Here is a 16,497-nt window from a genome sequence, read left to right on the forward strand (position 1 = left end):
TCTGGCGGTGGCGGCGGCGGTGGCGGTGGCGGCGGTTGGTAATCGCCTGCAACTCACCTAAGCTGAGACAATAGACTGGCGCACAGAAGGGGCGAACGATGGCAGGCGATACGCTCTCGCTGAACGAGTTTGTGAGTTTCAACCTTGCGATTCTCGTCTATTTTCTGGGCGTCCGGCTCAACAAGAAAATCGCCTTCCTGCGCCACTACAATATTCCTGAACCGGTCTCCGGCGGATTGTTGGTTGCCTTCCTCGCGCTGGTGGTTTTTCTCGTTCTCGGCACGGAAATCGCCTTTTCGCTTCAGTCCCGCGACTATCTGCTTTTTGTGTTTTTCACCACCATTGGCCTGAACGCCAGATTTACCGATCTGGCCAAGGGGGGGAAGCCTCTGCTTGTGCTGCTTTGCCTCACCGTCGGCTACATGGTGCTCCAGAATCTGGTCGGAAGCGGTATCGCGGTGGCGTTGGGGCTACCGGTCGGCTTCGGTCTTCTGGGGGGCACGATCTCACTGGTCGGCGGGCACGGCACCGCAATTGCCTGGGGGCCGAGGCTTGTCAGCGATTACGGTGTCGTCGGTGCAGTCGAGATTGGGGCAGCGACGGCGACACTCGGACTGATCGCCGCCAGCTTGCTGGGCGGTCCCGTCGGCAATTATCTGATTGAGCGAAGAGGTGCGAAACCGGACCCGAACAGGCCAGAGGAAGACCCGATGATCGGTATTGAGACCGACAAGGAGATCGGGACCAACGTCACTCATACGGGCCTGATGAGATCCATTCTCGTTCTCAACATTGCGATTGCGCTTGGCGTTGCGCTGCAAGAAGCGCTCAAGACCGGGATCGGACTGGACCTTCCTGTTTTCGTCACCTGCCTCTTCTGCGGCATCCTGCTGTCCAATTCGGTTCCGCTCGTCTTTCGTAAAATGACCTGGCCGGCCCGAAGCCGGTCGCTAGCGGTCATTTCCGACCTTGCGCTCGGGATCTTCCTGACAATGTCGCTCATGAGCCTGCAATTGTGGACGATCGCCGGGCTGGCCGGCCCGATGATGCTGATCCTCGTCACGCAGATCGTTGTTGCCGCGCTGTTCATCATCCTGGTGCTGTTCCCCCTTATGGGCAGGGACTACAACGCTGCCGTGCTCGGGTCCGGGTTTGCGGGATTTGCGCTGGGCGCCACGCCGACCGCGATTGCCAATATGACCGCGGTCACAAAGCGTTACGGACCGTCGACCCAGGCCTTCCTGATCCTGCCGTTGGTCTCGGCCTTTTTCGTCGACCTGGCCAATGCAGTCATTATTCTCTTGTTTTTGGGTAGATAACCGGACGGGTCAGGCGACGTTGGTATGTTCTGAAAACGGCAACTGGCCATCGGCCTGAGAGCGGAGCAGGTCTGCAGCCTCTTCTGCTGAAACCGCCCTGGCGTAGAGAAAACCCTGGCCGTAGTGACAGCCATTTGAACTCAGGGCTTCATGCACCTCACCGCGTTCGACACCTTCAGCGACCGCATCGATGTCGAGCCCTCTGGACAGGACCAGAACGGCTTCCACGATGGCCGCGCACTGCTTGTCTGTTAGCATGCGTTCGGTGAAGGATTTGTCGATCTTCACTTTCTTGATCGGAAAGTCCCTCAAGTAGCTCAATGAGGAGTGGCCGGCCCCGAAATCGTCGAGTGCGATGGTGATCCCGGTCTCGGTCAGTTCGCTCAAGATACGTTTTGCGGCTTCGGGGTTTTTGACCAGCGATGTTTCCGTGATCTCCAGCACCAGGCGGCTGGCAGGAAAGCCGCAGCTTTCCAGGATGGATTGGATCTGTGTCGGCAGTGCTGGATCCTGAAGCTGCACCGGAGAAAGATTGAAGGAAAGATAAAGCTCTTCCGGCCAGCTCTGAGCAACCTTGCAGGCGCCTGCGAGCAGATGACGTGTCAGCTCGGAGATGATGCCGCAGTCTTCAGCGATCGGTATGAATTGCGTCGGCGGCACGTTGCCAAAATCGCTGTCCGACCAGCGGGCCAATGCTTCAAACCCAGCGATCCGCCCTTTATCCATGTCCAGGATGGGCTGGTAGTGCACCTTGACCTCTTCATCCTCGATCGCACGACGCAGTCTCTGCTCCAGAAGTGTCCGGTGCAGGATCGACGCATCCATGTCCACTTCGAAGAAACGGTAGGTGGACCGGCCGGAGGATTTGGCGCGGTAAAGTGCAATGTCTGCACGCCGCAAAAGCTCGGTGATTGCGTGTCCGTCATAGGGATAAAGCGCAATGCCGATGCCGGTGCCGATGGAGATCTGGCGTTCGCCGAATTCGAAGCGGTCACTGATGCGCGTCAACAGCCTGCGGGCGAAGCCGGATGCCTCCGACTTGTCCTGGAAGACGGGTGACACCAGGGCGAATTCGTCACCGCCGAGGCGCGCAACGATACCATCCTTGCCGACGATTTCTGCGAGGCGGTCGGCAAAGCTGCGCAGCAGGTTGTCACCGAATGCGTGGCCATAGACATCGTTGATCGGTTTGAACCCGTCGAGGTCAAGCATCATGACAGCGCGAAAGTGGTCCTGTTTCACATCGCGGCTGAGATCGTTGAACGCTTCCAGAAGACGCCGGCGGTTGGGCAGGCCTGTCAGCGCGTCGTGCTGGGCCATGGCGAGCGCTTCGGAATGTTCAGAAGAACGTGCGTTCAGTTCCTTGCGAAGCCGCCGGGTTGCCCAAAGCCCGTAAAGCAGACCGACAAGGGCAATGGCCATGAAAAGGCCTGTCGCGGCATCGTAGATCAGGTGGCTGCTGTCTTCGCGATTGTCTTGAAGCAGGCGCGGGATGAAGTTCAACACGGCATAGCTTACTATTACCGCGGCGATAAGCGCGGCCAGAGGGCGTGCCATGATGCGACCGCCTGCGGCTACCCGGTTGATCACGTATTTCGTCCCGTTACAACTAACTACTTTGTAAGTTCAATACTTTCGCATGTATTCCTTGAAGAAGAGTGAAGCAAAGCTCTGCTAAATAATTGGTATTTGTGCCGAGGGTGGCGGCCGTGATGAATTCGGGAAAAGGGGTGACAAGAGGCTGCTGACTTGCTAACGGACGCACTGCTGTTTCCAGACCCATTCCACCAAGACCGAAGGCCCAGATTTCCATGCCCGATCTTCTGCTTGAACTGTTCAGCGAAGAAATTCCGGCCCGTATGCAACGCAAGGCGGCCGAAGACCTCAAATCGCTTGTGACCAATGCTTTGGTGGAGGCGGGCTTGCCGTATGAGGGCGCCAAGGCTTTTGCCACACCGCGGCGCCTTGCCTTGCATGTTGCCGGCGTTCCGGCAGGCTCGGCTGCGACTCGCGAGGAACGTAAAGGGCCCCGAGTCGGCGCGCCGGACAAAGCCGTTGAGGGCTTTCTGCGCGGCGCCGGGCTTTCTTCCATTGACGACGCGAGCATTCAGAACGATCCGAAAAAGGGCGACTTCTATGTTGCCGTGATTGAAAAGCCGGGTCGGTCCGCACTCGACATCATTGCCGAATTCATGCCTGGCATCCTGCGCGGATTCCCGTGGCCGAAATCCATGCGCTGGGGGGCAACACCCACGCGTTGGGTGCGTCCGCTGCATTCAATCGTCGCGACATTCGGTCCGGAAACGGAAGAACCCGACGTGGTCCCATTCGAATTCGATGGCATCAGATCAGGCAATTCGACGCGCGGCCACCGTTTCCTGGCCGATGAAGCGTTCGACGTGCGCCGCTTTGACGACTATGCAACCGGATTGGAAAAGCACAAGGTCGTGCTGGAAGCTGACCGGCGCAAGCAGATCATTCTGAATGACGCCAAGGACCGTGCTCTCGCGCTGGGACTGGAACTGGTGGAAGATCCCGGGCTTCTGGAGGAAGTTGCCGGTCTCGTGGAGTGGCCGGTTGTTCTGACTGGAAGTTTCGACGAGGACTTTCTGGACATTCCGGACGAGTGCATTCAGCTCACCATTCGCGTCAATCAAAAGTGCTTCGTTCTCAAGAACCCGGCAACGGGGCGCCTTGCCAACCGGTTCGTGCTGGTCTCGAATATCGTTGCCGACGACGGTGGCAAACTGATTGTGGCGGGCAACGAGAAGGTCATTCGGGCACGCCTTTCTGATGCCCGCTTTTTCTGGGAAACGGACCTGAAATCCAAGCTGTCGGACAATCTGCCGAAACTCGATGGCGTGAAGTTCCACGAAAAGCTTGGCAGCGTCGGCGCAAGGGTGGAACGCCTTATGACGCTTTCCGCAGATCTTGCGCCTGTAGTCGGCGCAGACGCGGAAAAAGCGAAACGGGCCGCCGAACTCGCCAAGGCCGATCTCGTGTCCAATATGGTGTTCGAGTTCCCGGAACTTCAGGGACTGATGGGCCGCTACTATGCCGCAGCACAGGGAGAGGACGCATCGGTCGCGACTGCGATCGAGGAACACTACAAGCCCCAGGGACCAAGCGACAGCGTGCCGACCGACCCGGTCGCCGTCAGCGTCGCCCTCGCCGAAAAGCTGGACCTGCTCGCAGGCTTCTGGGCCATTGACGAAAAACCGACGGGCTCCAAGGACCCCTATGCTCTGCGCCGCGCCGCACTCGGCGTGATCCGGATCATTCTGGAGAACAATCTCAGGATCAAATTGGGAGATGTGATCCGGGAAGCGCTCGGGCCGATAGAGGTGGAGGTTTCTGACGCCGGTTCGCTGGTCACCGATCTTCTCTCCTTCTTTGGAGACCGACTGAAGGTGCACCTGAAGGACGAGGGCGCACGTCACGACCTGATCGATGCGGTTTTCGCGCTGGACGGCCAGGACGATCTCCTGATGGTGGTCAAGCGCGTCGAAGCGCTCGGCAGCTTCGTGTCGTCGGACGATGGCGCCAATCTGCTTGCAGGATACAAGCGCGCGGTCAACATCCTGAAAGCGGAAGAAAAGAAGGACGGTGCTCCAGTCAGCGGCAAACCGCACGCCGATCATTTCCGCGAGCAGGCGGAGATTGACCTTGCGTCCGCGATCGACACGGCTCGTGCCGAAGCTGCCGAAGCGGTTGCTGCCGAGAATTTCGAGGGCGCCATGGAAGCTCTTTCGAAACTGAGGGCTCCGGTCGACCGCTTCTTTGAGGATATTCTGGTCAATGCCGATGACCCGGCGCTCAGGATGAACCGCCTGCAATTGCTCGGCGAAATCCGCGACGCGACCCACGTCGTTGCCGATTTCTCAAAAGTGGCCGGTTGAGCTGATCACGGTGCACGTTGAAATGCCGATCTGATCGGCGCGGGAGGTTACATTGCCGATCGAGATCCGAACCGCTTCGACGCAAGACACAGACAATATGGCTCTGCTGATCAACCGGATCATTTCAATTGGTGGTACGACGGGCTATCGGGAACCGTTCGACGCGCAGAAAATCAGAAGCGAATTTCTGCCACCGAACCTCGGCATATGCTGTCACGTGGCTGTCGACGAACAAGGCTGTCGGGGATTTCAGGCACTGTTGTGGTGCGATCCGGAGTGGGAAGGCGATCACAAGTTGCCTGCAGATTGGGCGGTGATCGCAACCTATGTCGATCCCGACGCGCACGGCCAGGGAATTGGTCGCAAGTTGTTCGCACGCACAGCGGCTGCGGCAACGCATGCCGGCGTGCGTTTTATCGATGCGACAATCCGCAGGGAAAACAGCGGCGGGTTGGCATATTACGGCAGCATGGGTTTTGCGGAATATCGTTCCACTGACGAAGCGGTTTCAAAGCGCTTCGCACCGGGCTAAGCGCTTCTTGCAGCGTCGTCCGGGGAGACGCATAACCGCTTGCCGCTGTTCGCCGCTTACTGCAAGTTCCGGCTAACGGTCAGATACCCGCGTGTTTTGCCGTCATTGTCCTTGTCGACCGTATTCATGGCGTCGAACAGCGTTGCGGCATCGACCCAGACCGGCGGATATTTGTAGCGCGCGACATCAAGGATCAGGAAACGGTCCGTGTCCTCGTCATAGGCCGCCAACGGCGAGTGGTGTCCGCCGGTCTCCTGACCGATGGACTTGCGCAGGTAATTGACGATCACGAAATTGTCGTCCTTTTCCAGGAGGTCGATCGCAGTCTGGCGAAAGGTGTCCGGATCGGAATCCGCTGCGTGAACGATATTGACGTCAAGGTCGTGCGCCGCGAAAACGCCGCCAAGTTCATCAAGTGTCATCCCGTAGGGCGGATTGACAATTGCTTCCGCCGGCTTCACCGAAGCGGCCGCCGGAGTGAAAATATTCTTCTGGTCGAACATCCCGAGCCCAAGCGTCATTTTCGAGGCTGGGCGTGGCACATTCAACGCATTCAGGACCATCGCGATGGTCGCCGGACCGCAATAGGCGGGATTGTCCTGGGTCGTGAAATGAATGCTCAGGGGGAAATAGTCGTTGTTCGCCTCAGCGCCTATCAGCAAAGACTGACCCTCCGGACTCGTCAGGTCGATCAGGCTGTCCGGCAGCGGCTTCGTCTGTGCATGCGCATGGGACAAACAGATAAGCGTTGCAGCCGCAATTTTCAGGGCAATCCGGTACATGACATTCCTCCCTGTTGGTGAGAACCGACAAGGCGAATGTTAGCAGGGCCGCCCCGGAAACGGCATTAGATTTCCCTTACGGAATTTATTGCCAATCAGATATCGGCTCCGCGGAGAAACAACCCCGCGCTATTACTCGGCGGCCTGTTGCGCCAGTCTCGGCACAGGTTTTTCTTCGATCGGCCAGTGGATGATCGCCGCCAGAATGCCAAGCACGATGCCGCACCACCAGATGGCGTCATAGGATCCTGTCTCGTCATAGAGCCTGCCACCGAGCCAGACGCCAAGGAACGCGCCGATTTGGTGGGAGAGAAACACGAAGCCGAACAGGGTCGCCATGTAGCGTGGTCCGAACATCACGGCGACGAGCCCCGATGTTGGCGGCACAGTCGAGAGCCAAAGGAAGCCCATGACACCCGAGAAAATCAGGACGGAGGCCGGTGTGACCGGCAGCATGATGAACGCGAAAATCGCGATCGCGCGGCCGAGATAGATCAAAGACAGCAAAATCGGCTTCGAGTACCGCCCGCCTATGACGCCGGAGGCCAACGCGCCAAAGACGTTGCAAAGCCCGATGATTGCAATCGCCCAGCCTCCCCAGCTTGGATCAAGACCGAGGTCTGCAATGTAGGGTGGGAGATGCACGGTGATGAAGGCGACATGGAAGCCGCAAACGAAGAAGCCAATGGTCAGGAGTATGAACCCGCGGGTTCCGAAAGCTTCAGAAATGGCGGCCTTCAGGTTTTGGTCAGCGCCCGCGCTGGCGTCGGTCGGTGCTTCCGACTTGCCCCGAAGCGCTATGGCCAGAAGGGGAATTATTGCAATCAGTCCGGCAAAGATGACCAGTGTGTTTTGCCAACCCATGTGCTCGATCAGCGTGGCGCCCAAAGGAGCGAAAAGAAACTGTCCAAGCGAGCCCGAGGCCGTGCCAATACCGAAAGCAAGCGAGCGCTGTTCGGGCGAAACAGACCGGCCGAAGGCTGCAAGAACCAGCGAGAAGGACGAAAAAGCCACTCCCAGACCGATCAGAACACCGGCAGATACATGAAGCGCCACCGCGCTTTGCGCATCAATCATCAAAAGCAGGCCGGCGCAATACATGAGCGCACCCAGCGTCATGCTCTTCCAGGTCCCGAACCGTTCCGCGATCATGCCGGCGAATGGTTGCCCGATGCCCCACATCAGGTTCTGGATCGCGACAGCGAGCGCGAACAGCTCACGGCTCCAGTCCCTGGCGTCCGTCATGGGTTGAAAGAACAACCCCATCGCCGACCTGGGCCCGAAGGAAATCAGTGCGATCAAACAGCCGCACACGATTATCAGCGGTACATTTGGGCCGGTGCGGGCTGGAGTGGATGCTGCAGTCATCAAGGACCTCATATCGAGAGTTGCCGACAAGATAGCCGCATACTTGAAATGGTAAAACGCCATTTTTTGATCGAAAGATCAAAAAACAGAATGAATTTATGTCGCTGAGCGGTTTTTGGCGGGGCGCTAGTGACCGCCTTGGTTAGCTGGCTATGGTGTAGGCAGAAGTGTCAGACGTAACCTGCTGAAAGAAAAAGGGAAAAATTTAATTTCGGAGATTTGACCGGAAAACGATGGATTTTTGAGCAACATCCGATTATATAAACTCTGAAAGAGCAAAAGGGTCTGGGCCATTGCGCCCGTTTTCTTTTGTGGGGTTTATGCTCAGATTGAGTATATTTAGTCTGTGAGCTGAAACGCCGGTTTCAGCCTGCTTACAGGAGGGGGCGCCATGACCTTAGCCCAACAAACAGCCTTTGCGGCGAACGAACCGATTGCGACCGGCCTGACAGCGCTGGAGCGCTACGGACGTGTTGAGCGTCCGGACCTGAGCTATACGCCGGAAGTCGCCGAGGCGACCGCGCCGATCTACGAGAAGGTCAAGCACATCATTCCCGCGATCGAGTGGCCGGCACTGGCGCCGACCATCCATGCGATCAATACGCTGAAGAAAGAGCGTAATGCGGTCATTCTTGCCCATAATTACATGACACCTGACATCTTTCACGGTGTTGCGGATATCTTTGGTGACAGCCTGCAGCTTGCCATTGAGGCGACGCGGACGGACGCCGAGGTGATTGTTCAGTGTGGCGTGCATTTCATGGCCGAAACTTCCAAGATCCTCAGCCCGGAAAAGACGGTGCTGATCCCGGATATGCGCGCAGGCTGTTCGCTGGCTGAATCGATCACGGGCGCCGATGTGCGGGCGCTCAGGCAGCGCAATCCCGGGGTGCCGATTATCACCTATGTCAACACGTCGGCGGATGTGAAAGCGGAATGCGATATCTGCTGCACGTCTTCCAACGCACTTCAGGTGGTCGAGAGCTTCGGCGTCGACAGGGTCTTCCTGATCCCGGACAAATACTTGGCCGCCAATGTCGGCAACAAGACCGATGTCGAGGTGCTGATCTGGGACGGTGCCTGTGAGGTGCACGAGCGCTTCACGGCTGAAGAGCTGCGTGACTACCGCCAGATCGATCCTGACGTGAAAATCATCGCTCACCCGGAATGTCCGCCGGATGTGGTCGCGGAAGCGGACTTTGCCGGGTCCACCGCGCACATGATCGACTGGGTCAAGACCAAGCGGCCGGAAAAGGTTATGATGGTCACCGAGTGCTCCATGGCGGATAATGTTGCCAGCGAGACGCCGGATGTGAACTTCATCCGCCCGTGCAACCTGTGCCCGCACATGAAGCGCATCACGCTGGGCAAGATCCTCGACAGCCTTGTCGAGATGAAGGAAGAGGTAATCGTCGATCCTGCCGTTGCCGATCGTGCCCGTACGGCGGTCGAGCGGATGATCAACTTGAAAATTTGACCATCATTGGTGTAATCCGCGCAATACGTCTTTTCCGGGCTGGGATTACATCCCTGGCCCGGAAAGTCATTCGGGCAATGCCCAAACTGTTCCGGGAAGTTTCCAATGGCCGTGTCGGTTGATGATTTTGCACCTGCCTATATCGGCAAGGATGTGGATGACGTCGTCATTCTGGGAGGCGGTCTTGCCGGTCTCTTTTGCGCCCTGAAACTGAGCCCGCGGCCTGTCACCGTCATCACCAACGCGCCGATAGGCGAGGGCGCCTCGTCTGCCTGGGCCCAGGGCGGAATTGCCGCGGCCATTTCCGAGCAGGATTCGGTTGAAAAACACCGGGACGATACGCTCATAGCCGGGGCCGGCATCTGCGAGCCGAAGATCGTCGATCAGATGACCCGCGAAGGCAGTGATCGCGTGCGCGATCTTCTGTCTTACGGCGTGCCGTTCGATCAGGATCTTGAAGGACGCCTGCAGCTCTCGCGCGAAGCGGCGCATTCCCACAGCAGGGTTGTTGGCGTGCGTGGTGACATGGCCGGGAAGGCCATCATGGATGCGTTGGTCGTGGCAGTTCGGAATACGCCGTCCGTACGTGTCCTGGAAGGCTACATCGGTGAAAGTTTCTTGGGCGGAGGCCGGTATGTAACCGGTGTCCTGGCCCGCCGCCGCGGCGGCATCACGCGACTTGCCTTTCCCGCAAAGGCCGTTGTCCTGGCCTCAGGCGGCGTCGGTCACCTTTATGCAATGACCACCAATCCGCACGAGGCGAACGGACACGGCCTTGCCATGGCAGCACGCGCGGGAGCCGTCATTGCAGATGCTGAGTTCGTGCAGTTTCATCCGACTGCCCTTGATGTCGGCAAGGATCCGTCACCGCTGGCGACTGAGGCTCTGCGCGGGGAGGGCGCCATTCTGGTCAACAAGGCCGGCGAGCGCTTCATGGAGGGCTTGCATCCGGATCTGGAGCTTGCCCCGCGAGACATTGTCGCCCGTGCAATCTACAGGGAAATAGCCGCAGGCCGCGGCGCGTTTCTCGATTGCCGGGAAGCCATCGGCTCAAAGTTCAAGGAAGAATTTCCAACCGTTTACGCCGCCGCGACTGCATCGGGCGTCGATCCGGAAAAAGAACCGCTCCCGGTCGCGCCCGCAGAGCACTATCACATGGGCGGCGTTTTGACCGATGCGAACGGACGCACGTCGCTCGATGGTCTTTGGGCGGCCGGAGAAGTGGCCTCGACAGGTGCACATGGAGCGAACCGCCTGGCGTCGAATTCCCTGCTGGAAGCGGTTGTTTTTGCAGCACGCATCGCCGAGGACATCCAGGGCCTGATGCCGACGCCCCGCAGCGCCTTTTGGGACACGATGGATGATGCACCCGGGTTGCCCAGCCAGCGCAACGCCGAAGAGCGCGAGGCGATCAGCATTCTGCGAAAAACCCTGTCCCGAAATGTCGGTGTTCTGCGTGATGCTGCCGGTCTGAAGACTGCACTTGCCGAAATCTCGAGTGCGGAAAAAATCTGCGTGCGCCAGTCCATCAGGAACATGATGGTCGCCGGCAAGATCATTGCAGCTGCCGCGCTGAAGCGCCAGGAAAGCCGAGGTGGACATTTCCGCAATGACTTCCCGGAAGAAAACCCGGATATGGCCCGCCGGTCCTACACCAGCCTGAAAGAAGTCGAAGAAATCACGGCCGAAGCCCTGGAAACGGCCTGACCCAGGAGACGGTATGAGTGACACCCGACTTCCCGACCTTCCAAAGCTGATGGTTGATGACGCCGTGAAGGCGGCTCTTCTTGAGGACTGGGGCCGCGCCGGCGACGTTACAAGCCAGGCCACCTTGCCAAGGCAGGCACGTGCTTCCGCCGTCATCGCCGCACGCAAGCCGGGAGCTCTGGCAGGGCTGGCCTTGGCGGAAAGCGCGTTCCGCCAGACGGATGCAATGCTGTCGTTCGAACCTCTGAAACAGGATGGCGATCGTCTGACGCCGAACGACCTGGTCGCCAGGATCGAAGGACCGGCACGGGCGCTGCTGTCTGCTGAACGTGTCGCGCTGAATTTTCTCGGTCATCTCTCCGGCATTGCCACGGCGACATCGCACTTCGCTGATCGGATTGCCCACACGCGCGCGGTGATCGTCTGCACGCGCAAAACCACGCCGGGCTTGCGCGCCCTTGAGAAATACGCGGTCAAATGTGGCGGCGGATCGAACCACCGCTTCGGTCTCGATGATGCGATCCTGATCAAGGACAATCATATCGCGGTTGCCGGCGGTGTCGCAAAAGCAGTCGAGGCGGCGAAATCCTTTGCCGGTCATCTTGTAAAGATCGAGGTAGAGGTCGACACGCTTGAGCAGCTTCAGGAGGCTTTGAATGCCGGGCCGGATGTCGTCATGCTTGACAATATGCCGCCCGAGACGCTCCGCAGGGCGGTCGCGATAACCGATGGCCGCGCGCTGCTGGAGGCCTCAGGCGGCATTGAGCTCGACACGGTCAAGGCGGTGGCAGAGGCGGGTGTGGACCTCATTTCATCCGGCTGGATTACCCACTCCGCCCCGGTCCTTGATCTCGGTCTCGATATCGAGATTGCGTGACGAAACGCGCGACGTCATTTGGCCACCAAACGAAAGCGGTTCGAGATACACCGTGAATCACCCAGATCCCGGATCAGGTCCGGGACGGCACTGGCGGTTTGTTGAGCGCGCGAGCCAAACACGCATACCGTCACCCCGGCGATGAGCCGGGGCACAGTGGGTCGATGTGTGTAGATCCCGGATCAGGTCCGGGATGGCGCTAGGCGTTTGTTGAGTGCGCGAGCCAAACACACCTGGTGTCATCCCCGACTTGATCGGGGATCTACTCGTTTGCAGGGTCGCTTTGTGTGAGTTCGGCGTACGCGACCCCACGAACCGAACAGGACGATTGTTGCAAGGTGGATTGGATCCCCGATCAAGTCGGGTATGACACCGGGATGGAACGCAGGTCACTGCCCCCTCGTTGCCTCCACGGCTTTGAGCCGGGGTCATACACAAGAACGGTGCAGATTCCGGATCAGGTCCGGGACGGCACTGGCGGCTTGTTGAGCGCGCGAGCCAAACACACACACCGTCACCCCGGCCTTGAGACGGGGCGCACTCGCCGGCCAACTTGCCGAAGGGTCTGCATCGGTTGAGGCAGGGCCACGGATCACAACACTCTTTCTGCAAACGAGTAGGCCCCGGATCTCCGCTTTGCTGCGTCCGGGGTGACACGCAGAATGGGGCACATGTCATCTCTCTCTCGCTGTCGCTCGCAAATCCCATGCCTCCCTGGCCTTGAGCCGGGGTCAAACGCAAGTGCGGTGCAGGTCCCGGATCAGGTTCGGGACGGCACTGGGGGGTTGTTGAGCGCGCGAGAAACAAACATTCGGGTCATCCCCGACTTGATCGGGGATCTACTCGTTTGCAGAGTCGCTTTGTGTGAGTTCGGCGCACGCGACCCCAATGAACCGAACAGGACGCTTGTTGCAAGGTGGATTGGATCCCCGATCAAGTCGAGGATGACACCAGGATTGCACGCAGCTCACTGCCCCCTCGTTGCCTCCACGGCTTTGAGCCGGGGTCAAACACAAGAAAGGTGCAGATCCCGGATCAGGTCCGGGACGGCACTGGCGGTTTGTTGAGCGTGCGAGCCAAACATACACACCGTCACCCCGGCCTTGAGCCGGGGCCCACTCGCCGGTCAACTTGCCGAAGGGTTTGCGTCTGCTGCGGCGTTACTACGGATCACAACATTTTCTCTGCAAACGAGTAGGCCCCGGATCTCCGCTCTGCTGCGTCCGGGGTGACACGCAGAATGGGGCGCATGTCATCTCTCTCTCGCTATCGCCCGCAAATCCCATGCCTCCCCGGCCTTGAGCCGTGGGGGCACAGTGCCAGGATGTGTGCAGGTCCCGGTAGGTTGAGCGCCAGTTCTCTGCTCGCTGTTTCACCTTTTTGGCCAAACAGTCTCGCGCGGTTGCCCGAATGCGCAAACACGCGTCCTTCCCTCGACTTGTCCGCCGGAGTAAGTCAGTCTGCAAAAGAGCAATTTGTGTCTTCGGCTAACCCTATGGCAGAAGACACGAGCCGCAGGGGCGGGGAGGCAATACGGTATCGCAACGCTCAAGGACACTCGACAAGACAGCACCGGAGCGCCGGGTGGAAATGGGAGCGTGAGCCGATCTGACGCGGCGACCGTGGACGTCTGCTTCCTTCTGTTAGAGAATTTTTCCCTGATTTCCTTTGCGTCCGCGATCGAGCCGCTTCGAATTGCCAACAAGGTGCTGAAGCACAACTCCTTCAACTACAGATGCTGCACCGTTGACGGGCTCGATGCGATTGCCAGCAATGGCAGCGTGATGCGGGCCGATTGCGCGCTTGACCAAATTGCGCACGCAGACCTGTTGGCCGTTTGCAGCAGCGACGATGTGGAACGCGTCCGGTTGACCCCGAAGCAAAAGGCACTGATCCGTCAGCTGGCAAAGCGCGTTGACGGTGTCGCCGGTATTTGCACCGGCGCCTATGTTCTGGCTGACCTTGGATTGCTCGATGGCCGTGCCTGCACGATCCATTGGGAATATGCCGACCTTTTCAGGGAACTGTTTCCAAGAGCCCATCTGGTCGACAACCTTATTCAGGCCGACGGACGGTTTCTGACATGCGCGGGTGGCACTGCTGCGATCGATCTGATGGTCGGGTTCATCGCCGAAGTACATGGCAGTGCCGTTGCGAGCGATGTCGCGGACATTGCGCTTCATCACGACATGCGCTCAGGCGATGAGCGGCAACACACGCTCTTGCGCGACGATCTGGAAATGGTGCCAAAAAAGCTGCGTGGTTGTATCGATCTGATGACGGAACATGTCAGCGAACCCCTGTCACTTCAGGAAATCGGCAGTCGGATGTGTGTCAGCCCGCGTCAGCTCCAGCGCGATTTTCACAAATACCTGAATTGCGCACCACTCGAATACTACAGCAAGATCCGCCTCGATATTGCGCGTCAGATGGTGCGCCGAACCTCAATGCGCATAATCGATATCGGCATTGCCTGCGGATTTTCGAGCGGTTCGCATTTCTCAAAGCGCTATCGGGCCGCGCACGGTCTGAGCCCGGCCCAGGACCGGGAGCTCCGCGGACGGATTCGAAAGAACTGACGCGACAGACTTATGGCCGTCCGGTTTTTCGCTGAAGATTTCACTGAAATGGGCGCGGATGTTACGCTCAATTTGAAGGTCCGATTTGCCGCCGCACAAAGCCACAAATCTGAAATCAGCCGAAATATTCAAAAGCGAAACGGATTGACTTAAGTAATTCCGTCTGATCGTTTTTTGTCCTAGCGTCTGGCCCGGGAACCTTTAAACGAGCGATATGATGAGCGAGCAGAAACCGGCTGCTGAACCTTCAAGAGACTTCGATCTGGCGCATCGGCTGACCCGATTGGCCCAGATCCCGATGCTGATCGGATTATCCATCGGCATGGTCCTGTTCCTGATCACGTTTTTCGTCGATATCTACGACGCAATCCGCACCTATGAGTTTCTGGACCGCAAGAAGACCATCCTCTTGATCCTGAACCTGCTGGACATGGTGTTTATCGCCAACCTGCTGATCATGGTGGCGAACAACACCTATAATACGCTCCGGCTGAAATCCTCGGCGCATGGGGAAGGATATATCCAGGAAAGCGAAAGAGCCTACCGGCGGATGAAACACAGGATCGTCTCGACGATCATTATCATCTCGTCGATCCATGTGCTCAGCGAACTGCTGGAGTTTTCGCAACTCACCACGCTGCAAGTCGTGGCCTTGTTCGGTTTCCACCTGGTTTTGCTGGCGACTTACGTCGTCACCAACGTCTTCAGGTCAAGCGACTGATGATCTCTTACCAGCCGCCCGCGTAGGTCTTGTAGAAGATGTGCAACCCGATCTGGCCGCGCTTGGCCATCGATTTCGCCCAACGCGGATTGACGTAGGTCGCATGATAGTGGGTCGAGGCATCGACCATCTTCAGATATTGCTTGCCGTCCAGAACTTCCTTGGTCAGCCGCTGAGCCGTTCTCCAGGCACCCTTGCTGGAGATCCGGTCCTTGATACCGTCGCAGGCGAAGGAGAACTGACAGCGGTTCCGCTTGTGCTTGTTCTGGTAGACAACGCCGCAGATGGAATTCGGATAGGACGGGTTCTTGACCCGGTTCAGCACGACCTGGGCAACGGCAACCTGGCCTTCTTCGCTTTCGCCGCGGGCCTCGAAATAAATGGCTTCGGCGAGGCACCGCTGCTCTTTCTTTGTGCCGACGGAAAGCGGAAGCGGTTTTTGCGCCCACCAGTGCGGATTGTCCGGGTCTTCCGGCGGCGGCAGCTCCTGCTCATATTTGGCAGCGCCGAACAAAGCGTCGAAGGGCTCCTTGGTTTCCTTGACGCTGTCGGGCGCGTAGGCGGACACCAGGGAGAAACTGGCAGCAGCAGCGTTGCGCGCCATCATGACTTTCTGAAGATCCAGCGGTCCGCCTTCAAGCAGCCCGTCCTTGCCGGCTTCGGCGAGGCGGCTGGTTTCATTGGAGTCGAGCGGCTGGGGCTTGACGAAGGCAACGCGCGGCAGATCTTCGTGCTTCTTCTCGTTCGAGATCAGGCTCGACATGGCGTAGACGTTGCCAGCGGCCATGTCGACCATCTGCCTGTCCGGCGCAACGGTGATCTTCCGGTCGCCCTTCGAGCCCTGGTTGGTTTCGATCGTTTCGGGAATTTCGGTCGGGCGAACGCTTACGACAACCTCTTCAAGACCGTAGAGCGGCTTTGCCTTGAAGCCCTTTTCCGCAGAGGTCAGCGTCACGACAGGTGTGTTGGTATAGTCCGGACCGGGCGGGGTGCCGAGCTCAAGTTTCGGTGCAATCCTGGAGGTGAAGTTCGCAGGTTCAAGCGCCATCATCCAGCGCGGTGACTGTTCCTGCTGCGCGTTGATCAGCGCAAAGATGTCCTGTTGGCCGACGGATCCGCCCAGACCGAAAAAGAGCAGGGGGCTCGCTGCCAACACAGTTTTGAACCGGCGCATGCGAGCACGGACCGGGCCGTATTCTTGAGTCACTCTAGAAGAAAACCGCTTCTTGTTGCGGG

General features: G+C 58.5%; 13 protein-coding genes. 8 read left to right on the top strand and 5 right to left on the bottom strand.

From position 1 onward, the window contains the following. Positions 1–98: 98 nt before the first annotated feature. Positions 99–1,319, top strand: coding sequence for a sodium/glutamate symporter (gltS, locus tag RBB47_RS02745; RefSeq protein WP_305984207.1), 1,221 nt, complete (start codon positions 99–101; stop codon positions 1,317–1,319). Between the two features lie 9 nt (positions 1,320–1,328). Here the strand turns inward: gltS and RBB47_RS02750 are convergent, their stop codons facing one another. Next, positions 1,329–2,876 (bottom strand): bifunctional diguanylate cyclase/phosphodiesterase, encoded by a 1,548-nt coding sequence (locus tag RBB47_RS02750; RefSeq protein ID WP_305984208.1) that lies wholly within the window; start codon positions 2,874–2,876, stop codon positions 1,329–1,331. A gap of 52 nt (positions 2,877–2,928) precedes the next feature. After that, positions 2,929–3,132: a hypothetical protein gene (locus RBB47_RS02755; RefSeq protein WP_305984209.1), complete on the bottom strand. Its 204-nt coding sequence runs from the start codon at positions 3,130–3,132 to the stop codon at positions 2,929–2,931. Between RBB47_RS02755 and glyS the strand changes: the two genes are divergently transcribed. Together glyS and RBB47_RS02765 are read left to right on the top strand one after the other, a co-directional pair. Then, on the top strand, positions 3,131–5,218 hold the full coding sequence (gene glyS / locus RBB47_RS02760; RefSeq protein WP_305984210.1) for a glycine--tRNA ligase subunit beta: 2,088 nt from the start codon (positions 3,131–3,133) through the stop codon (positions 5,216–5,218). The genes RBB47_RS02755 and glyS overlap by 2 nt on opposite strands. A 52-nt stretch (positions 5,219–5,270) precedes the next feature. Next, complete coding sequence (locus tag RBB47_RS02765) at positions 5,271–5,750, top strand: GNAT family N-acetyltransferase (protein WP_305984211.1); 480 nt, start codon at positions 5,271–5,273, stop codon at positions 5,748–5,750. 56 nt (positions 5,751–5,806) lie between these two features. On the opposite strand, the gene RBB47_RS02770 is transcribed toward RBB47_RS02765, so the two are convergent. Beyond that, complete coding sequence (locus RBB47_RS02770; RefSeq protein ID WP_305984212.1) at positions 5,807–6,532, bottom strand: phytochelatin synthase family protein; 726 nt, start codon at positions 6,530–6,532, stop codon at positions 5,807–5,809. Positions 6,533–6,664: 132 nt separating this feature from the next. Then, positions 6,665–7,900 (bottom strand): MFS transporter, encoded by a 1,236-nt coding sequence (locus tag RBB47_RS02775; RefSeq protein ID WP_305984213.1) that lies wholly within the window; start codon positions 7,898–7,900, stop codon positions 6,665–6,667. Positions 7,901–8,291: 391 nt separating this feature from the next. On the opposite strand from RBB47_RS02775, the gene nadA reads away from it, so the two are divergent. The 5 genes from nadA to RBB47_RS02800 all read left to right on the top strand — a co-directional run bounded on the left by nadA (position 8,292) and on the right by RBB47_RS02800 (position 15,261). After that, positions 8,292–9,377, top strand: coding sequence for a quinolinate synthase NadA (gene nadA / locus RBB47_RS02780; RefSeq protein ID WP_305984214.1), 1,086 nt, complete (start codon positions 8,292–8,294; stop codon positions 9,375–9,377). Positions 9,378–9,482: 105 nt separating this feature from the next. Further along, on the top strand, positions 9,483–11,084 hold the full coding sequence (locus RBB47_RS02785; RefSeq protein ID WP_305984215.1) for an L-aspartate oxidase: 1,602 nt from the start codon (positions 9,483–9,485) through the stop codon (positions 11,082–11,084). Between the two features lie 13 nt (positions 11,085–11,097). Next, a complete protein-coding gene (nadC, locus tag RBB47_RS02790) occupies positions 11,098–11,961 on the top strand; it encodes a carboxylating nicotinate-nucleotide diphosphorylase (RefSeq protein WP_305984216.1) in 864 nt (287 codons plus the stop codon). A 1,598-nt stretch (positions 11,962–13,559) separates the two neighbouring features. Beyond that, the gene (locus RBB47_RS02795; RefSeq protein ID WP_305984217.1) at positions 13,560–14,540 is read left to right on the top strand and encodes a GlxA family transcriptional regulator; all 981 of its coding nucleotides are present in this window, start codon (positions 13,560–13,562) and stop codon (positions 14,538–14,540) included. A gap of 217 nt (positions 14,541–14,757) precedes the next feature. Beyond that, complete coding sequence (locus tag RBB47_RS02800; protein ID WP_305984218.1) at positions 14,758–15,261, top strand: YqhA family protein; 504 nt, start codon at positions 14,758–14,760, stop codon at positions 15,259–15,261. 7 nt (positions 15,262–15,268) lie between these two features. Here the strand turns inward: RBB47_RS02800 and RBB47_RS02805 are convergent, their stop codons facing one another. Beyond that, complete coding sequence (locus tag RBB47_RS02805; RefSeq protein WP_305984219.1) at positions 15,269–16,435, bottom strand: cell wall hydrolase; 1,167 nt, start codon at positions 16,433–16,435, stop codon at positions 15,269–15,271. Positions 16,436–16,497 lie beyond the last annotated feature (62 nt).

Source organism: Roseibium sp. MMSF_3544 (genome assembly GCF_030732845.1).
Taxonomy (GTDB): Bacteria; Pseudomonadota; Alphaproteobacteria; order Rhizobiales; family Stappiaceae; genus Roseibium.

What these genes read in the sequence shown, in the direction of transcription:
- RBB47_RS02805 (WP_305984219.1), bottom strand. Translation starts at nt 16,435, where the DNA reads ATGCGCCGGTTCAAAACTGTGTTGGCAGCGAGCCCCCTGCTCTTTTTC.
- gltS (WP_305984207.1), top strand. Translation starts at nt 99, where the DNA reads ATGGCAGGCGATACGCTCTCGCTGAACGAGTTTGTGAGTTTCAACCTT.
- RBB47_RS02750 (WP_305984208.1), bottom strand. Translation starts at nt 2,876, where the DNA reads ATGGCACGCCCTCTGGCCGCGCTTATCGCCGCGGTAATAGTAAGCTAT.
- RBB47_RS02755 (WP_305984209.1), bottom strand. Translation starts at nt 3,132, where the DNA reads ATGGAAATCTGGGCCTTCGGTCTTGGTGGAATGGGTCTGGAAACAGCA.
- RBB47_RS02775 (WP_305984213.1), bottom strand. Translation starts at nt 7,900, where the DNA reads ATGACTGCAGCATCCACTCCAGCCCGCACCGGCCCAAATGTACCGCTG.
- RBB47_RS02800 (WP_305984218.1), top strand. Translation starts at nt 14,758, where the DNA reads ATGAGCGAGCAGAAACCGGCTGCTGAACCTTCAAGAGACTTCGATCTG.
- RBB47_RS02770 (WP_305984212.1), bottom strand. Translation starts at nt 6,532, where the DNA reads ATGTACCGGATTGCCCTGAAAATTGCGGCTGCAACGCTTATCTGTTTG.
- nadC (WP_305984216.1), top strand. Translation starts at nt 11,098, where the DNA reads ATGAGTGACACCCGACTTCCCGACCTTCCAAAGCTGATGGTTGATGAC.
- glyS (WP_305984210.1), top strand. Translation starts at nt 3,131, where the DNA reads ATGCCCGATCTTCTGCTTGAACTGTTCAGCGAAGAAATTCCGGCCCGT.
- RBB47_RS02785 (WP_305984215.1), top strand. Translation starts at nt 9,483, where the DNA reads ATGGCCGTGTCGGTTGATGATTTTGCACCTGCCTATATCGGCAAGGAT.
- nadA (WP_305984214.1), top strand. Translation starts at nt 8,292, where the DNA reads ATGACCTTAGCCCAACAAACAGCCTTTGCGGCGAACGAACCGATTGCG.